Annotated in this window: 19 protein-coding genes; 11 read left to right on the plus strand and 8 right to left on the minus strand. The window is 64.7% G+C overall.

Features of this window, described 5'->3' with window-relative positions; genetic code table 11:
* Positions 1–56: 56 nt before the first annotated feature.
* The 5 genes from TSA1_RS03745 (at position 57) to TSA1_RS03765 (ending at position 5,582) form a co-directional block, all read left to right on the plus strand.
* Positions 57–908: an outer membrane protein gene (locus TSA1_RS03745; protein ID WP_100175170.1), complete on the plus strand. Its 852-nt coding sequence runs from the start codon at positions 57–59 to the stop codon at positions 906–908.
* A gap of 208 nt (positions 909–1,116) precedes the next feature.
* On the plus strand, positions 1,117–1,920 hold the full coding sequence (locus TSA1_RS03750) for an MBL fold metallo-hydrolase (RefSeq protein WP_100175171.1): 804 nt from the start codon (positions 1,117–1,119) through the stop codon (positions 1,918–1,920).
* A gap of 157 nt (positions 1,921–2,077) precedes the next feature.
* Positions 2,078–3,094, plus strand: coding sequence for an alpha/beta fold hydrolase (locus TSA1_RS03755; RefSeq protein WP_100175172.1), 1,017 nt, complete (start codon positions 2,078–2,080; stop codon positions 3,092–3,094).
* Positions 3,095–3,109: 15 nt separating this feature from the next.
* On the plus strand, positions 3,110–4,075 hold the full coding sequence (locus TSA1_RS03760; protein WP_100175173.1) for a fatty acid desaturase: 966 nt from the start codon (positions 3,110–3,112) through the stop codon (positions 4,073–4,075).
* A 274-nt stretch (positions 4,076–4,349) separates the two neighbouring features.
* Positions 4,350–5,582: an EAL domain-containing response regulator gene (locus tag TSA1_RS03765; protein ID WP_100175174.1), complete on the plus strand. Its 1,233-nt coding sequence runs from the start codon at positions 4,350–4,352 to the stop codon at positions 5,580–5,582.
* A gap of 56 nt (positions 5,583–5,638) precedes the next feature.
* On the opposite strand, the gene TSA1_RS03770 is transcribed toward TSA1_RS03765, so the two are convergent.
* Together TSA1_RS03770 and TSA1_RS03775 are read right to left on the minus strand one after the other, a co-directional pair.
* On the minus strand, positions 5,639–5,881 hold the full coding sequence (locus TSA1_RS03770; protein ID WP_100180952.1) for a hypothetical protein: 243 nt from the start codon (positions 5,879–5,881) through the stop codon (positions 5,639–5,641).
* Positions 5,882–6,019: 138 nt separating this feature from the next.
* Positions 6,020–7,000, minus strand: a complete 981-nt coding sequence (locus TSA1_RS03775) for a helix-turn-helix transcriptional regulator (RefSeq protein ID WP_100175175.1) — start codon at positions 6,998–7,000, stop codon at positions 6,020–6,022.
* Between the two features lie 83 nt (positions 7,001–7,083).
* Between TSA1_RS03775 and TSA1_RS03780 the strand changes: the two genes are divergently transcribed.
* Both TSA1_RS03780 and TSA1_RS03785 read left to right on the plus strand, forming a co-directional pair.
* The gene (locus TSA1_RS03780) at positions 7,084–7,728 is read left to right on the plus strand and encodes a glutathione S-transferase family protein (protein ID WP_100175176.1); all 645 of its coding nucleotides are present in this window, start codon (positions 7,084–7,086) and stop codon (positions 7,726–7,728) included.
* A 40-nt stretch (positions 7,729–7,768) separates the two neighbouring features.
* On the plus strand, positions 7,769–8,203 hold the full coding sequence (locus TSA1_RS03785) for a DUF6157 family protein (protein ID WP_174718742.1): 435 nt from the start codon (positions 7,769–7,771) through the stop codon (positions 8,201–8,203).
* On the opposite strand, the gene TSA1_RS03790 is transcribed toward TSA1_RS03785, so the two are convergent.
* The 4 genes from TSA1_RS03790 to TSA1_RS03805 form a co-directional block, all read right to left on the minus strand.
* Positions 8,204–8,989, minus strand: coding sequence for an enoyl-CoA hydratase/isomerase family protein (locus TSA1_RS03790; RefSeq protein ID WP_100175177.1), 786 nt, complete (start codon positions 8,987–8,989; stop codon positions 8,204–8,206). It lies immediately after the preceding gene.
* Between the two features lie 13 nt (positions 8,990–9,002).
* Positions 9,003–10,109, minus strand: coding sequence for a cyclic nucleotide-gated ion channel (locus TSA1_RS03795; protein WP_100175178.1), 1,107 nt, complete (start codon positions 10,107–10,109; stop codon positions 9,003–9,005).
* A gap of 158 nt (positions 10,110–10,267) precedes the next feature.
* Entirely contained in the window at positions 10,268–10,486 is a 219-nt protein-coding gene (locus TSA1_RS03800; RefSeq protein WP_100175179.1) for a hypothetical protein, read from the minus strand.
* Positions 10,487–10,601: 115 nt separating this feature from the next.
* On the minus strand, positions 10,602–12,047 hold the full coding sequence (locus TSA1_RS03805; RefSeq protein WP_100175180.1) for a TAXI family TRAP transporter solute-binding subunit: 1,446 nt from the start codon (positions 12,045–12,047) through the stop codon (positions 10,602–10,604).
* A 416-nt stretch (positions 12,048–12,463) separates the two neighbouring features.
* Between TSA1_RS03805 and TSA1_RS03810 the strand changes: the two genes are divergently transcribed.
* Complete coding sequence (locus tag TSA1_RS03810) at positions 12,464–12,811, plus strand: DUF3307 domain-containing protein (protein WP_174719270.1); 348 nt, start codon at positions 12,464–12,466, stop codon at positions 12,809–12,811.
* Between the two features lie 274 nt (positions 12,812–13,085).
* The gene (locus TSA1_RS39550) at positions 13,086–13,484 is read left to right on the plus strand and encodes a hypothetical protein (protein WP_142250097.1); all 399 of its coding nucleotides are present in this window, start codon (positions 13,086–13,088) and stop codon (positions 13,482–13,484) included.
* A 100-nt stretch (positions 13,485–13,584) separates the two neighbouring features.
* Here TSA1_RS39550 and TSA1_RS03820 read toward each other — a convergent pair whose 3' ends face one another.
* Together TSA1_RS03820 and TSA1_RS03825 are read right to left on the minus strand one after the other, a co-directional pair.
* The gene (locus TSA1_RS03820) at positions 13,585–13,908 is read right to left on the minus strand and encodes a YkgJ family cysteine cluster protein (RefSeq protein WP_174718743.1); all 324 of its coding nucleotides are present in this window, start codon (positions 13,906–13,908) and stop codon (positions 13,585–13,587) included.
* A 5-nt stretch (positions 13,909–13,913) separates the two neighbouring features.
* The gene (locus TSA1_RS03825) at positions 13,914–14,612 is read right to left on the minus strand and encodes a helix-turn-helix transcriptional regulator (RefSeq protein WP_097660039.1); all 699 of its coding nucleotides are present in this window, start codon (positions 14,610–14,612) and stop codon (positions 13,914–13,916) included.
* Between the two features lie 113 nt (positions 14,613–14,725).
* Between TSA1_RS03825 and TSA1_RS03830 the strand changes: the two genes are divergently transcribed.
* Positions 14,726–14,986, plus strand: a complete 261-nt coding sequence (locus TSA1_RS03830; RefSeq protein ID WP_100175184.1) for a hypothetical protein — start codon at positions 14,726–14,728, stop codon at positions 14,984–14,986.
* A gap of 36 nt (positions 14,987–15,022) precedes the next feature.
* Positions 15,023–15,751 carry a glutathione S-transferase family protein gene (locus tag TSA1_RS03835; RefSeq protein WP_100175185.1) on the plus strand — a complete coding sequence of 243 codons (729 nt, stop codon included), beginning with the start codon at positions 15,023–15,025 and terminating at the stop codon, positions 15,749–15,751.
* Positions 15,752–15,808: the final 57 nt, after the last annotated feature.

Consider the following 15,808-nt stretch of genomic DNA (forward strand, 5'->3'; position numbering starts at 1 on the left):
TCGCTTCCTGCCTATCGTCGCCGGCGAACGATCGACCAATTGGAAGGAAATGACCAATGACACCTCGTGCGCGCGATTGGCGGCCGGCTTTGCTGGCGCTTGGCCTTGGTGCCCTCGGCGCCGTCGATGCAACGGCCGCCGACATCGCGCTCAAGGCTCCGCCAGCGCTGCTGCCGGCCGGCTTCAGTTGGACAGGCTTCTATGCCGGTGTTCACGCCGGCTACGGCACCGGCGACGGCAACGCTGCGCGGGTCGATCCCGCCGCGCTTCTGGCGATGTTTCCCGGCGTGAACAATCTCACCTCGACGGCATCTGCTCCGTTCACGCTCGGTGTCGATCAATCGGGTTGGCTGGGCGGCCTGCAGGCCGGCTACAATTGGCAGAGCGGCCATCTGGTCGCCGGTGTTGAAGCCGACGTCAGCGCGGCCGGGATTGGCGGACGCGCATCAGGCTCGTATGCGTTCCGCCCGGTCTTCCTCGTCGGCGATTTCGACAATTACACCGGCACCGTGACGGTGACGCAGGACATCGATTATCTCGGCACGCTGCGCGGCCGCCTCGGTTACGCCAGCCACAACTGGCTGTTCTATGCGACAGGCGGTCTGGCCTGGGCGCATGTCAAGGCACGTCTCGACAGCAGCCATGTCAGGCTGACCAACAACTTCCCGATCCCCGGTCTTCCCGGTGCACTGGACGGTCATGCCTCGGCCAGCGGCTACAATATCGGCTATGCGGTCGGCGGCGGTGGAGAGTGGGCGTTCGCGCCGCATTGGTCGCTCAAGGCGGAGTATCTGTATCTCAACCTTGGTCGTCAGCTTTCCCTGTCCATTCCCGCGACGAGCCTTGCGGCCAGCGACATCGAGCTTCACACCTTCAGGATCGGTCTGAACCGGCAATTTACGCCGTGATCTCGATGAGGCTCAGTGGCCTGTCCCTCGGCCACGGCTCGATACCTGAGCATGCTGTTCGTGTGTCGCGATCCTCCTGGCCAATCGTTCTGGCATTGAACTGAACGTAACGGGCGCTTTCTGCGTTGGTTCGAGCCACCCCGCTCATCGACCTTGCTGAAGGCGCGTCCGCGATGCCATGTTGCGATCCTGCCACGGAGCTCTGCTCATGCCTCTCTGGACCTGCGAAACCTGCGGCGCGCAATTCCCGAACGGCGGGAGTCCGCCGGCCTCCTGCCTGATCTGCGAGGACGAGCGGCAGTTCGTGAATTGGAAGGGGCAGACCTTTCTCACGCGCGAGCAACTCATGCAGACGCATCGGCTGGTCGGACGCGACGATCTCGGCCTCACCGGCATCGGCCTGGAGCCGAGCTTCGCCATCGGGCAGCGCGCGCTGCTGGTGCCGCAAGGCGACGGCTGCGTGATGTGGGACTGCATTCCGCTCGCAACCGACGACGCCATTCAATATGTCGCAGCGCTCGGCGGGCTGAAGGCGATCGCGATCTCGCACCCGCATTACTATGGCGCGGTGGCCGACTGGAGCGATGCTTTCGGTGGCGTGCCGATATATCTGCACGCCGACGATCGCGCCTTCGTCACGCGGCCGCATCCCTCGATCATGCACTGGACCGGCGACAGTCTTCGGATCTCCGACGACGCGCTGCTGCTGCGCACTGGAGGACATTTCGCCGGCGCCACCATGCTGCATTCGGCGCGCAGTGCGGACGGCCGGGGCGCGCTGCTCACCGGCGACATCGCCCAGGTGACGATGGACCGCCGCTTCGTCAGCTTCATGTACTCCTATCCCAACTACATGCCGCTCAACGCAACCGCAGTGCGGCGGATCGCGGCCGCCGTCGAGCCGCTCGCCTTCGATCGCATCTATGGCGCGTGGTGGGGCCGCAACATCGCCGGCGGCGCCAAGGCCGCCTTCGCGGCATCGGTGGAGCGCTACATTGCGGCCATCGCCTGAGCCGGCGGGAGAAGCGGATTTATCTTGCCGGCCGCTAATAACTGTACTATAAGTACAGTTATTAAAACTGCTGCGACGGCGCAGCTGCGGGTCCGGCATGGTCGATGCATGATGGAAGCCGCGGCGCTCTGCGGCCGCGTGAGCGGGAGTTGGACGCATGACGGCGCTAAGCGATGGTCAGATCTTCGAGGTAGGCGACGTCACGCTCCAGTCAGGAGCCGTGCTCTCTGCGCTGAAGCTTGTCTACAAGACCTACGGCACGCTGAGCCCGGCCAGGGACAATGTCATCCTCTATCCGACTTCGTTCAGCGCACAGCACACCGACACCGAATGGCTGATCGGGCCCGACGGCGTGCTCGACACCACGCGCTACTTCGTCATCATCCCGAATCTGCTCGGCAACGGCCTGTCATCCTCGCCGTCGAACACCGCCGCGCCGTTCCCCGAGGTGACCTATCACGATGCCGTCGCGGTCCAGCACAGGCTCCTCACCGAGCGCTTTGGCATCTCGAAGCTGGCCCTGGTGTATGGCTGGTCGATGGGCGGCATGCAGGCCTATCACTGGGCGGCGCTGCATCCCGGCATGGTGGAGCGGGCCGCCGTGGTCTGCGGCAGCGCGCGTTGCGCCCCCTACAACTACGTCTTCCTGGAAAGCGTGAAGGCCGCGCTCACCGCCGATCCCGCCTTCCGCGACGGCCGCTTCGTCGAGAAACCCGTCGCCGGCTATCGCGCCATGGGGCGCGTCTATGCCGGCTGGGCGATGTCGCACGGCTTCTATCGCGACGAGCTCTGGCGCGAGGCCGGCTTCACCTCGCTGGAGGACTATCTCGTCCGCACCTGGGACGCGACGTTCGCGCGGCGCGACGCCAATGATCTCCTGGCGCAGGTCGGTATCTGGCAGCGGGGCGACATCAGCCGCTGTGAGGCATTCGGTGGTGATCTCGATCGCGCGCTGGCGGCGATCAAAGCGCACATGCTGCTGATGCCCGGCGCGACCGATCGCTATTTCGATGTCCGCGACAACGAGGACGAGCTCGGCCGGCTGGTGAACGCCAAGTCCGCCGTGCTGCATCCGATCCCGTCGCTGCACGGCCATCGCGCCGGCAATCCCGTCAGCAATCCGCGCGACCAGGCCTTTCTCAAGGCCGAGGTCGCGGCACTTCTCGACAAATAGAACAGGCATCCAATCATGACCGACGCGACAGTTTCAGAGTCCGGCCATCGCCTGAAGCCGCTGACGCCGGCGATGCTGCGCGAATTGTCGGTCCGCTCCGATCTCCGGGGCGCAGGCCAGAGCCTTGGCCATTACGCGATGATCGCGCTCGTGGGCGCGCTGATCTGGATGGTGTCGTCGACATGGGGCGTGCTTTGGGCGCTGCCATTGATGATGGTGCAGGGCTATGTCGTCGCCTTCCTGTTCATGGCGGTGCACGAGACCGCGCACAAGACCGCGTTCAAGAGCCGCGGCCTCAATCTTGCGGTCGGTAATCTTTCGGCCTTCATCATCGGCCTGCCTTACGAATATTACTGCCTGTTTCACTGGGATCACCACCGCTACACCCAGGATCCGGACAAGGACCCCGAGCTGATCGTCGGCGTGAAGCCGACATCCGACACGCAGCTCGCAATCGCCTATAGCGGCCTGCTCCAGGTCGCCGGCCGTCTACGGCTGATGCTCGGCCACGCGATCACCGGCAAGGTCGTCGTGCCCTGGATCCCCGAGGGCAAGCGCGCCGTCATCGTCAGGGAGGCGCGTGCCTATGTCGCGCTGTATGCCCTGCTGCTTGCACTGTCGCTGTGGTTCTCGTCGGCGCTGCTGCTCTGGGTCTGGATCGTCCCGCTCGTGATCGGGCAGTTCTTCCTGCGGCCCTATCTCTATGCCGAGCACACCGGCTGCGAGCGCACCCGCAGCGCTTTCGAGAACACGCGCACCACCTACACCGCTGCGATCGTCAAATGGTTCGCGTGGAACATGCCCTATCACGTCGAGCACCACGCTTATCCCTCGATCCCGTTTCACGCGCTGCCGAAGCTGAACGCGATCGTCGACGGCGAGATCGTCCATCGCGGCCGCGGCTACATCAGAACGACGCGTGAGACCTGGGCCTGGTTTCATCGGCAGCTGCGGGCCGGGCCAATCGACGCGCGCCGCTGAAGATGCCCCCGTAATTTATCGGGCATTTGCCGGCTTCCGATAGCGAGCTTTACGACGCGTTCATTGCACTTGCGCATGAGGAAGAGCATTGGAGTACCGTCCCGCCGCACGTCGCATAAGTGCGAGAAGAATCAATCGCTTGAGGGCGTCAAAAACGTGCCTAACGAATGCTTCCGGATCTGGAAAGTTTTAGCCGTCTTGTATTCATGACCAGGCGAGACCGCCGCTCTAATGTTGGTGCCATCAACGCTGCCGACGTCTGGAGAAATTGGTGATGAGTGCGACGAGAGGCCGTCTTCTGGTGGTCGACGACGACCTGGTGCAGCGCGTTCTGATCGGCAAGATCGGGGCGAAGCTCGGCTACGAGACGGTCGTTGCGTCCTCCTTTGAGGCCGCAACCGAGCTTCTGGCCCGCGACACCTTCGAAATCATGGCGCTCGATTTGTCGCTCGGCGAGCGGGACGGCGTGGAGCTGTTGCGCTTCGTTGCGGAAGCCGGGCTGCGCGCGATGTCGATCGTGATCATCAGCGGCTGCGATGATCGCATCATGAAAGCGACGCGACGGGTCGCGAACGGGCTGAAGTTGTCGGTCGGCGGATGCCTGACCAAGCCGCTCGATCTGAACCGCCTGCGCAGTGCATTGGAATTGCCGCAGCGCGCACCGCTGGCCGCGTCGTCCGCCTCGCCGCAGCTTCGGATCACGCCGGAGAGAATCCTGCGCGGACTGGCCGACGGTGAGTTCTTCGTCGAGTTTCAACCGAAGATCGCGCTCGAGACCGGAAGAGTCGTCGGCGCCGAGGCACTCGCACGCTGGCGGAGCGCCGAATTCGGCATGGTCTCGCCATTGATCTTCATTCCGATCGCCGAGGAAGCCGGCATCATGCGCGAGGTGACCGATTGCATCCTGTCGTCGGCGATGTCGCAGGGCCGCAAGCTGATCGAGCGCAATCCCGGCTTCACCATTGCCGTCAACATCTCGGGCTCGCTGATGTCGGATCTGACCCTGCCCGACCGCATCGAGGAGATCCTGCGCCGCGAACACATCTCGCCGACCTCGCTGACGGTGGAGATCACCGAGACCTCGGCGATGGCCGACGTCGACCGCGCCAACGACATCCTGGTCCGGCTGCGGATCAAGAAGATCGGGACGGCCATCGACGATTTCGGCACCGGCTATTCGTCGCTCGCGGCCCTGGTGCGGCTGCCGTTCAGCGAGCTGAAGATCGACCAGTCCTTCATCAAGGGCTGCGAATCCGACGACGACATGATGAAGATCGTCGATGCTTCGGTCGCGCTTGCCAAGGCGTTCAACATGAAAGTGGTGGCCGAGGGCGTCGAAAGTCCGGAGGCGCTCGAGATCATCCGCCGGATCGGCTGCGATGTCGCCCAGGGCTTCCTGTTCGCGCCTTCGCTGCGGCGCTCGCGCGCCGAACGATGGATCTCCGAGCGCAATTCCCTCGCGGACGAACAGGCCGCTTCCGTGACACAGGCGGCGCTCGCGAGCTAAGACGACGAACCCCGGTCGCGGAACGACCGGGGTTGCGCCAGTCGATGCAGGCGGGCTCAGTAGATCCCGTAGGCGCAGACGTTCACGACGCGGACGCGCAGGCCGTGACGGGTCTGGACAACGCGCTCCTGGTAGCAGTTGCTGACGCCGGTGTTGACGTAGACACCGCCGAAGCCCCAGCCCGGACCCCAGCCATGGCCCCAGTGATGGAAGCCGTGGGCGGAGGCGGCGGTGGGCGCGAGAGCGGCGGCGCCGAGCGAACCGGCGGCGATCAGACCAAGAGCAAGCTTACGAAACATCTTCATTCTCCAGTATGGCGCTAGGGCCGTTGTTGTGTCCCTGCATCTCGGTCGGGCCGAGATGCGATCGCGTTCACGCGGCACGAGGAGAATCGTGTTTCAGGAATGTTTCGTGGCCCGCGGCAAAATATGCCGCCGTCAGGCTTTCGGCGCCGCGCGATAGTGCGCGGCCATCGCCTGCGTCATCTTCATCATCTTGTCGCGGAGATCGGCGGGCTCCAGCACCTCGGCCTCGGGGCCGAGCCGCAACAACTCGGCCGCGGCGTGCCAGGATGTCTTGCCGACAGGCACGTGCGCGATGCGCCAGCCGTCCGCATCGGCGCTGTCCTCGATCTGTGTGCGTGCCTTGACGTAGGGCTGGCTCAGCGCGTCGAGCAGTTTGACGCCGAGCGGCGACAGCCGCACCACCGCGACGTTGGGATGCATCTCGGCCTCGAGGCGAAGCGTCGCGGCCTGCCAATAGGCGGCGAGATCGAAATCGCCGGGGCGATCGAAGCGGTCGTCGAGCGCCGTGCAGTCGAGCACGCGCGCCACGCGATAGGTGCGCACGCTGCCGTCGACCTGTCCTGCGAGATACCAGCTGCCGCCCTTCAGCACGAGGCCAAGCGGTGCGACGCGGCGCTGCTTCTCGGCGCGCCAGCTCTGGTAGCGGATCTTGATCAGTGTCCCGCGCAGGGCGGCGCCGGCAATGGCGCGCAGATGTTTTGGTTCTTCCGCCTCGCCGAACCAGCCCGGTGCATCCAAATGAAAGCGCTCCTGCATCCGTCCGGCGTCTTCGCGCAGGTGGACCGGCAGGGCCGCCATCAGCTTGTTCTGCGCGGCGATCATCGCCGCGTCGAGCCCGAGCGCCGCAGCGGGGCCCGGGAGCCCCGCGAGGAAGAGCGCGCCGGCCTCGCTTTGCGACAGTCCATTCAGCCGAACGCGGTAGCCGTCGAGCAGGCGATAGCCGCCCTCCGCGCCGCGATCGGCATAGACAGGTACGCCGGAGGCTGCGAGCGCATCGATGTCGCGATAGATCGTGCGCACCGAGACCTCGCAGGCCTCCGCAAGCTCGGGCGCAGTGACCTGCCCCTTGGCCTGGAGGGTAGTGAGGATCGACAGCATCCGGCTCGCACGCATAACTCCTTAAATCATACCTGACACAGGATGTCAGGTATGGGTGCGTAAAAAGGGGGCGCCAGCCAGTACCCAGGAGACCTGCCATGACCGATTCGAACCGCATCACGCTGTATTACTCGCCGCAAAGCCGCGCCACCGGCACGCGGGTGCTGCTGGAGGAGCTGGGCGCGCCCTACGATCTCCACGTCCTCAACATGAAGGCCGGCGAGCAGCGTCGGCCCGCCTATCTCGCCGTCAATCCGCTCGGCAAGGTTCCGGCGATCCGCCATGGCGAGGCGCTGGTGACCGAGCAGGTCGCGATCACCATCTATCTCGCCGATCTCTTCCCGCAGGCAGGTCTGACGCCTGCGCTGAACGATCCGCTGCGCGGTCCATATTTGCGCTGGATCGCCTATTACGGCGCCTCGTTCGAGCCGGCGCTGATCGACAAGTTCATGCAGCGCGAGCCGGCCCCGATCACGCAATCGCCCTATGCCGATTACGACACCATGCTGGGGGCGCTCGAAGCACAGCTGTCGAAGGGGCCGTACCTGCTCGGCGAACGCATGACGGCTGCTGATGTATTGTGGGGCGTCGCGTTCAAATGGACCATGATGTTCGGCATCGTGCCGAAAAAGGACGTCTTCGTCCGCTATGCCGAGCGCATGACAGCGCGTCCCGCGTTCCAGCGGATCAATGCCGCTGACGATGAGATGGCGGCGCAGCATGCCGCGGTTGCCGATGGTTGAATGAACCTGGATTGTAGATGACAATGAACCTGGATTGTAGATGACGAAGCCGATGCACACGACCAACTGCTTCAATACCTTCATCCAGGTCGCTGAAGACTGTCCCGCGCGTACTGGCGAGGAGCCGCCGCTCCGCGCGGGGAAGCCGACGGTGGCGTGCCTTCAATACGGGATGATCGCCAAGGCGCCCTACAAGCACACCTCCGACGACGTGATCTTCGCGACATCCGCGCCGGGACGCGATCTCGACGTGAAGGCGACGGAAACGGAGAAGCATGCGGCTCGCGAAGCGTTCTTTTCCCGGGGGCAGGCGTGCATGAGGGCGTCGAGCCTGGGCAAGCGCTTCGGCTGGGGCGTTCATGCTGACAGTGAGGGCCGGATCGCGATCTACGCCGTCGACAGCAAACGCTACCAGGCGCTCGTCCGCGATCCCAAGCTCACGCAGGAGCGTGCGATGCGGTCGAAGCGGGCCTGATCAGAATTTTGGCGCTCTCTTCTCCGCGAACGCCTTGATTCCTTCCTTGATCTCGTCGCCGCGCATGCTGTCGCGGTGGCGCTGGTCGGCGGCGCGATCGTCGAGCTCGCCGCGGGCGAATTCGTTGATCGCGCGCTTCATGCCGCGCATGGCCTGCGGCGCGTTGCCGGCGAGGATACCGGCGAGCTTGTCGACCTCCTCGTCGAGCGACTCTTCCGGCACCATCGCGGTGAGGTAGCCGATGCGCAGCATTTCCGGCGCGCTGATCTTCTGCGCCGTCAGGAACAGCTTCTTCGCATTGTCGACGCCGAGCCGGGTCACGTAGCGTTTGATGCCGCTCCGGTAATAATGCAGCCCGAGCCGCGCCGCCGGCATGAACATCTCGGCGGTGTCGACGCCGATGCGGAAATCGCAGGCGAGCGCGAGGTCGGTCGAGCCGCCATAGACGCCGCCGTTGAGCCGGCAGATCGTGGGCACACCGAGATCCTCAAGCCGGTTGACGACCACCTCGAAGGCCGAGCCCGCGCTCTGCTGCTCGTTCGCGCTCACCGCGCGCTCGGCCACCGAATTGAGGTCATAGCCCGCGGAGAAGGCGCGGCCGGTGCCGGTCAGCACCAGCACGCGGATGGCGGGATCGGCCTCGATCCGGTCGAACAATTTCAGGAGCTCGCCGAGATCCTCGGCCTGCAGCCGGTTGAGATGTTTTGGCCGGTTGAGGCGGATGGTGGCGCGCGCGCCGTTGATTTCGAGCACGGGGCTGGATGCCGCGTCGGCGATATCCGACATTCTTGTCTCCTTCTTACTTGTTTTCGAGCGCGCGGCGTCTTGCTTCCGCGTCGATGGTCTCGGCGAGGTCCGGGTGCCGTGCCATCAGCACGCGAAAGTCGACGAGATCGAGCACCAGAAGCCGCGACACTTTCGTGGTCGAGACGTTGGCGCCGCGCTTGTTGTTGCCGAGCAGCGCCATCTCGCCGAAGAAGGCGCCCTCGCCGAGCTGCACCTTCTTGCCGGGCAGCTCGACCTCGACCTCGCCGGCGGCGATGAAATACATGCAATCGCCTTGCGCGCCCTTGCGGATGATCATGGTGCGCGCAGGAAGCTCCATGGTGCGCAGCATGTGGGTGACGTCGGCAATGGCGGCGGGTCCAAGCGCCGCGAAGAACGGCACCTTGCTGACGGACTCCCAGGTCTTGAGAAAATTGTCGCGCCGCGTCTCGGCGGCAAACCCGGTTGCCAGGATACCGGTCCAGAGGCCGAACACGCCGAGGCCGGAGATCATCACCGCGGCCGCCACCATGCGCCCGAGCGGCGTGACCGGCACGGCATCGCCGTAGCCGGTGGTCGTGAGCGTGACGACGGCCCACCAGAGCGCGGCCGGCACGCTGCCGAACGTCTGGGGCTGTACGTCCCGCTCCAGGAAATATTCGGCGACGGAGGCGAGGAAGACCACGGTCAGGAAGATCACGAGCACGCTGACCAGCGGCCCCGATTCCAGCACCAGCACGCGACGAAGCTGCCGCAGTCCAGGAATGCCCGGAATCACCTTCAACACCCAGAGCACGCCGAGCAGCCAAGCCGTCCTGGGGTCGACGCCAAGGAGAAGCGCGGCCGGCACGGCCAGCGCTCCGATCGCATCGACGATGCCGGCGGAGGAGGACACATAGAGCGAAAGCCGTCCCTGTTGCCTCATGTGGCGTAGCCGGACCAGCCATTCGAACACGAAATAGGCGAGGCAGGTCCAGAGCAGGCTGTCGACCCAGCCGCGCGCCCCCCTGGCCCGGTTGTCCGTCAGCAGCACCATGCTGAGCACGCCCACGGTCACCGCGACGTAGGCCGCCTTGGTCATGTTGCGGCCGGCCGTGGCGGCCGTGAACTGGGCCAAAGCGGAGATCAGCGGCTTGAACATGCGGGAAGGCTGTTTTGTCTCGGGGCAGGTCTCGAGGCCCCGGTTGGGACGTCGGCGCCAAAGTGCCTGTCCGGGGGGAGGCCGTCAACGACGGCAGGCGGCTTTGCCGGCGCTGCTGCGCCGGGCTGGCCGGTCTGTGCCGCCGTCGTTGGCGGTGCCTACCTGAAATGGGGCGGCTCGTCGTAGCCGCGGCGGCTGCTGAAGAACAGCAGCACCATCAGCCCGATGCCGACCACGACGGAAAACCCCGCGCCCAGCGCCAGCGCCACGTAGCCTTCCGTCGGGATCGGCTCACCTTGGATCGCTATTGCGGAATAAGCAAAATAGCCGGCCGCCGCCAGCATTCCCAGAAGGAGGAGGATGAGGAGTGCACGCATGCTGCGGTCTCCGGTTGTAGTCGCGAACCAACGGTTGCAGAACACGCCAGTTCCCGAATGAAGCGGTGTCCTCGACAAGGAACATCCGACAGGAACGGGGGCAAGACCCCGCGCCTCAGGCACTTTGGGCGGTCTTCACCACGACGACATTGCTCTCGTCGTGCTGGGCAGGGCCGCCGGCCTGCACCGTCTCCTCGGTCTCTCCGGCGTGACGTTTCAGATAGTCGCGGCGCATGCCGATCTCGTCGCGGACGAATTCGTAGCCCAGCTTGAAGGTGTCGAGCCCGTCGGTACTGATCGTGCCGTCTCTGAGGCCGATGACGGCACCGCGCAGGATGCCCTCCAGCTCGTCCTGGAGGCATTCGAGCTGATCCAGGGAGTGGGCGTGTTCGATCCGCTCGCCGATGTCGAGGATGGCGGTAGAGAGCTCGCTGGCCTTCTCGGGCGCGATGCGGGTGATCTTGGCGTAGATCGCCGCGAAGATCGAGCCGATGACACTGAGTGCGGCGGCGCCCAGATACATCAGGTCGCTGTACTTCTCCATGAACGACTTGGTGTCGTCGTTGATGTAGTCGGCCGCACCCTGGTGCGCCATCACGAAGGCGTCCTTCTCGACGGAGGCCGGCTCGATCCTTGTGGCAAAGCCGTTGTCGAGCCCGAGCGCAGGCTTGTTCTCGTAGACGACACGGGCGAGCTCGCCTGCCGTGGTCGGGGACATCCTGGATTGCGCGACCAGCAGCCATTCGAGCCCGATCGTGTCGAGGTCGTCGTCGGGGATTTGCGGCGAGGTCGATAGCGTGCCCGCCGTCAGCGTTTCGCTGGAAATGCCGGGAAGCCTGCGCGCCAGCGCCTTGGCCTCGTCGATTGCATTGAGGGTGAAGCCGCCGCGCTTGGCGAGTTGCTCATAGCCCTTGTCCCTGACGGCCTTGGAGGCATGGACGATGGCGATCACCGCGCCAAAGCCGTTCGATGCTGCGAACAGCTTGTCCAGCGTTGCGCCCTGCGGCGCCATCTGGATCTTGGCGGCCTCCGGCCCGTCGGGAATGTCGAGAATGCTGCGGACGAAGGCGAGGGAGGCTTCACTCTCGGCGACGACCGCGACCTTCTTCTTCTTCAGCTCCGCGATCGACTTGATCTTCTTGTTGCCGGGACCGAGCAGAAGCACGAGATCGTGCTCGAGGATCGCCAGCGTGCGCGCTCGCAACGGGACCTTGGCGTCGGTGCGCAGGACGGCGAGATCGGCCTGCTTGCGGTCGAACTGCGCGAGCGCCTTGGCGCCGTCTGCGTTGTTGACGATCTTGATCCGGAAGCGCGAGGCGTTGGCGTTGAGCACGGCGGCGAGCTTGGCCGCGAACAACGCCTCCTCGCTGTTGGGAGCGCCGGCGGCAAAGGTCAGCGTCTCCGAATTGTGCAGCAAGGCGCGACCACCCCAGACGGTGGCGAGCGACAACAGCAGGGTCAGCACGACGTAGAGGAAGACCTGCTGTTGATTGGTCTTGATCACCTTGGGTCGCCGGGGCGGCGGCTCGGTCAGCGACGAAATGGGGCCTTCAGCACTCATGGCAGCACTCTGGCCTTATTCTTTCGGTGGCGGGTGGCTCGCGAATGTGATCGCGGCGAGCGCCCTCTAATTCGTAAGCGTCTGAAAAAAGAACGATATTCTCTGTCTTCAATGATAGCGCGAAGGTCGCGGAATGCAAATTTCGAGCCGACGGTAACCTTACGCGATGTGTCCGCGGCGATTGGTCATCCTATCACCAGTTAGCCACACTTGGCGATTTTCCGGTTCCCCCGGCTGCATTCCTCCGCGGGAGATGTCATAAATCGCGCGTCCCGGCGATTTGACCGGTCCAGAACTGGTCCAAGAAGAAGTTGCGCTGAACGGCTCCCATTTTTCTTGTCACGTCAATGAGGGCGTCAGCCTTGTCGTTTCCACCCATGTCATCGGCGGTTCCGGTCGAAGCGCTCATTGGCTGGATGTTGCTGCTCACCTTCAAGCACATCATCGCCGATTTCGTCCTCCAGACCGCCTGGATGGCGCATGGCAAGGACCAAAAGCACGGCTGGGCCCTGCCGCTTCTGGTGCACTGCCTGGTTCACCTTGCAGTTGCACTGCCGCTGATACTGATCGTGGCGCCGAAATTCTGGTTCGTGGCGCTGATCGACTTCGTGATCCACATCACGATCGACCGCGCCAAGGGGTTCGTTTCGGCCAATTTCGGTGTTGACCTCCAGCATCCCTGGTTCTGGACCCTGATCGGCGTCGACCAGGCCCTGCACCACCTCACCGGCTTCGGCCTCTCCATCTTCATGGCGGCGAACTGAGTTAGTGGCCATCTGGAGAAGCCGCCGGCCGGCATGGTTCGACGGCGCTTCGCGCCTCCTCACCATGAGGGGTTGGAGTCTTGCAGCAGAAGCAGACCTCATCCTGAGGAGCCCGCCAAAGGCGGGCGTCTCGAAGGATGGCCACAGGTGAGCCGTCCGCCGGCTCCCTGATTCGCGGCCAGGGCGCAACCACCCCGGGTGACTACCGCCCAGGGTGGTTAACCTTTCGTTAGAGAATTGCACTGCATCTTCCCCGAGACGAGGGAGAACTGCAATGTTTTCAAGCCGCGATACCTTTGAAAGCGATTTCTGCCCGGTCCGCGACGAGCTCCTTGGCGAGATGTATCGCGCCAGCGAGAGTGGCCTGCCGAGGCTGGTTGAGAGTGTTTCCCCCGACGCGCGCGCCAGGCTGGCGCTGTTCTGCTATCGCCGCAGCCATCTGCACTCGCTGGCGGTCGCGATCGCAGGCAGCTGCAACGAGCGCGACCTGATCGAGAACGGCGGGCGCGTCGGCTCGACGCTTTACGCGCTGTCGCGCGAGAGCACGGCGAAATCCTCGCCGTCGCTGTCGGGCGGGCGCAAGCCGATCACGCTGTCGACCAAGCCGCTTTCGGTGCTCGCGCCGCTGGACGACGAGATCGACGACGAGATCAGCGAAGCGGTTCCGGCTTAAGCGGCTCCTTGTTGGCGTATGATCTCCGCGCAAACGCTTTGCGTTTGTCTCGCGGAAAACCGCTGCACACTTTGCGCTAACGCGGCCCTCCGGGTCCGGATCATGCGCTAACGATCACGGGCAACCCGAACTTCCGCCGCGCCATCGCGCATTCGGCATCGCCCGGCATGCAGGTGCGGCACACCTCCGGCCTCACGGCATAGATGCCGCAGGCGGTCGCTTTCCCGATTTCCCCCTGCAAGGCCGAGCAGCGATCGCCCTCGCACCGCATGCCGGATTGACGCGCGTTGACGAGCGCCTCCGGAATGGCTGCAAGCTCTTCGTCGCTCTCGACCGAGAAGCGCGGCCAGTTGGCCGAATAGCCACAGCACGCGCCGCAACTCTGGCAATAGCTCGACGGATCGGTGGGGAAATCTTGCTGCATACTCGTCACGTGTCCTTTGGCGGGCCCCAGACCAGGCTCTGCCGCCATCTTGCGCGCAGCACGTCGCGACGCTCCGGATATTTCTCGTCGAGATAGTTCGCGTCCACCACGCGGTCGGTGCGGAAGCTGCGGAAGTCGCCGCGCAGTTCGCACCAGGCCGCGAGCAGCCGCACGGCTTCGAGATAGCCGACCGAAATCGGCCAGATCATGCGCTCGCTGGCGCGTCCCTGCTCGTCGCGATAGCGCAGCATGATCTTCTTGCCCTCGTGGATCTGCGTGCGGGTGCGCACCATGTCGAGACGGTCCGGCTCCCTGTTCCAGCTTGGCCGGGCGCGGCTCGCCGGCTCCAGCACGAAGGGGCGCAGGCGCTCAGGCACAGTGTCGGCAATCTTGGCCATCAAGTCTTCGGCCGCGCGCGCCAGCGCGGAATCGGCGTGGCCCGCGACCCACTGTGCGCCCAGCACTGCGGCCTCGATCTCGTCGGGTGTCAGCATCAGGGGCGGCAGGTCAAAGCCCTTTTCCAGGATGTAGCCCATGCCGGCTTCGCCGCGGATCGGCACGCGCTGGCCGATCAGCGTGGCGATGTCGCGATAGATCGTGCGCTTCGAGGTCTCGAGCTCGGCCGCGATGGCATCCGCCGTCAGCGGCTTACGCGTGCGTCTCAGCACCTGGATGATCTGAAACAGCCGGTCGGCGCGTCTCATGACAATTCTCTTATCGGTGATCTTTTCAGAAAGCGGCGCGCGGCTGCTGACAGGATGTTGGCAGCAGGGGAGTTCTATACCGGGACAACACAGCGACTGAAGAGGATTTGTCCATGATCATTCCAACCCATTTCGGCCCGGTCATTCCGATGCTGCGGGCCCAGGCATGGTCCGTGGCGGTATTCGGCCGCCTCGTTTCGCTCGATCTCATGGCCGTCGACCTCCGGTTTGCCCTCGCCGGCGCAGTGACAGGCTCGCTGGTTCGGGCCGCCGACGCGCTGGTCCGCCACGTGATGTGCCGCGCCTGGCGAGGGGCTCGCTTCGCAGAAGATATCACGACTGCTGCCACCATGGTGGCAGCAGCCGGCCACTAGGTTCCCCAAACTTTCGAGAGGTCCAGGAGAGATCGCATGATCACACTTTACGGCTTCGGCACCGGCTTCGGCCTGCCTGAAATCAGCCCCTTCGTCACCAAGACCGAGGTGCAGCTCAAGATGGCGGGACTGCCCTACCGGAAGGAGCGGGCGATGCCGCCGGCCTCGCCCAAGGGGCAGCTGCCGTTCATCGACGACGGTGGCGAGGCGGTGGCCGATTCCACCTTCATCCGCGCCCATATCGAACGTCGCTACGGCTTTGATTTCGACGCCGGTCTTTCACTGGCCGAGCGGGCGCAGGCCTGGGCGTTCGAACGGATGATCGAGCATCACGTCTATTGGGGGCTGGTCGGCGCCCGCTGGGTCGATCCGGTCAATTTCGCCAAGGGCCCTGCGCATTTCTTCGACGGCGCGCCGGAGCACAATCGCGAGAAGCTGCGCGAGGATGCGCAATTCCGCGTCGCCGAGAACTATCTGCTCTCGGGGCTCGGCCGCCATGGGCCCGACGACGATGTCGACCTTGCCGTGCGCTCGCTGTTCGCGCTGTCGGTGCAGCTCGGCGACAAGTCCTTCCTGATGGGCAACAAGCCCTGCGGCGTCGACGCCACCGCCTTCGGCATGCTCGCCGGCATCCTCACGCCGTTCTTCGAATCGGCCCTGCGCGAGCGCGCCGAGGGGTTTCCGAATCTCACCGCCTATGTCGATCGCATGATGGATGGCTATTATCCCGAGTTCGCGTGGACGCCGCTGCGGCAGGCGGCGTGAAGCCCGATGCGATGAGGCTCCTTCCCGTACCTCGCAGGAAGTGCGTTCCCTCCCCCC

Source organism: Bradyrhizobium nitroreducens, from assembly GCF_002776695.1.
GTDB classification, from domain to species: domain Bacteria; phylum Pseudomonadota; class Alphaproteobacteria; order Rhizobiales; family Xanthobacteraceae; genus Bradyrhizobium; species Bradyrhizobium nitroreducens.

Excerpts from the sequence above, each read along its gene's own strand:
- TSA1_RS03745 (WP_100175170.1), top strand. The coding sequence starts at position 57 with ATGACACCTCGTGCGCGCGATTGGCGGCCGGCTTTGCTGGCGCTTGGC.
- TSA1_RS03750 (WP_100175171.1), top strand. The coding sequence starts at position 1,117 with ATGCCTCTCTGGACCTGCGAAACCTGCGGCGCGCAATTCCCGAACGGC.
- TSA1_RS03755 (WP_100175172.1), top strand. The coding sequence starts at position 2,078 with ATGACGGCGCTAAGCGATGGTCAGATCTTCGAGGTAGGCGACGTCACG.
- TSA1_RS03760 (WP_100175173.1), top strand. The coding sequence starts at position 3,110 with ATGACCGACGCGACAGTTTCAGAGTCCGGCCATCGCCTGAAGCCGCTG.
- TSA1_RS03765 (WP_100175174.1), top strand. The coding sequence starts at position 4,350 with ATGAGTGCGACGAGAGGCCGTCTTCTGGTGGTCGACGACGACCTGGTG.
- TSA1_RS03770 (WP_100180952.1), bottom strand. The coding sequence starts at position 5,881 with ATGTTTCGTAAGCTTGCTCTTGGTCTGATCGCCGCCGGTTCGCTCGGC.
- TSA1_RS03775 (WP_100175175.1), bottom strand. The coding sequence starts at position 7,000 with ATGCGTGCGAGCCGGATGCTGTCGATCCTCACTACCCTCCAGGCCAAG.
- TSA1_RS03780 (WP_100175176.1), top strand. The coding sequence starts at position 7,084 with ATGACCGATTCGAACCGCATCACGCTGTATTACTCGCCGCAAAGCCGC.
- TSA1_RS03785 (WP_174718742.1), top strand. The coding sequence starts at position 7,769 with ATGACGAAGCCGATGCACACGACCAACTGCTTCAATACCTTCATCCAG.
- TSA1_RS03790 (WP_100175177.1), bottom strand. The coding sequence starts at position 8,989 with ATGTCGGATATCGCCGACGCGGCATCCAGCCCCGTGCTCGAAATCAAC.
- TSA1_RS03795 (WP_100175178.1), bottom strand. The coding sequence starts at position 10,109 with ATGTTCAAGCCGCTGATCTCCGCTTTGGCCCAGTTCACGGCCGCCACG.
- TSA1_RS03800 (WP_100175179.1), bottom strand. The coding sequence starts at position 10,486 with ATGCGTGCACTCCTCATCCTCCTCCTTCTGGGAATGCTGGCGGCGGCC.
- TSA1_RS03805 (WP_100175180.1), bottom strand. The coding sequence starts at position 12,047 with ATGAGTGCTGAAGGCCCCATTTCGTCGCTGACCGAGCCGCCGCCCCGG.
- TSA1_RS03810 (WP_174719270.1), top strand. The coding sequence starts at position 12,464 with ATGTTGCTGCTCACCTTCAAGCACATCATCGCCGATTTCGTCCTCCAG.
- TSA1_RS39550 (WP_142250097.1), top strand. The coding sequence starts at position 13,086 with ATGTTTTCAAGCCGCGATACCTTTGAAAGCGATTTCTGCCCGGTCCGC.
- TSA1_RS03820 (WP_174718743.1), bottom strand. The coding sequence starts at position 13,908 with ATGCAGCAAGATTTCCCCACCGATCCGTCGAGCTATTGCCAGAGTTGC.
- TSA1_RS03825 (WP_097660039.1), bottom strand. The coding sequence starts at position 14,612 with ATGAGACGCGCCGACCGGCTGTTTCAGATCATCCAGGTGCTGAGACGC.
- TSA1_RS03830 (WP_100175184.1), top strand. The coding sequence starts at position 14,726 with ATGATCATTCCAACCCATTTCGGCCCGGTCATTCCGATGCTGCGGGCC.
- TSA1_RS03835 (WP_100175185.1), top strand. The coding sequence starts at position 15,023 with ATGATCACACTTTACGGCTTCGGCACCGGCTTCGGCCTGCCTGAAATC.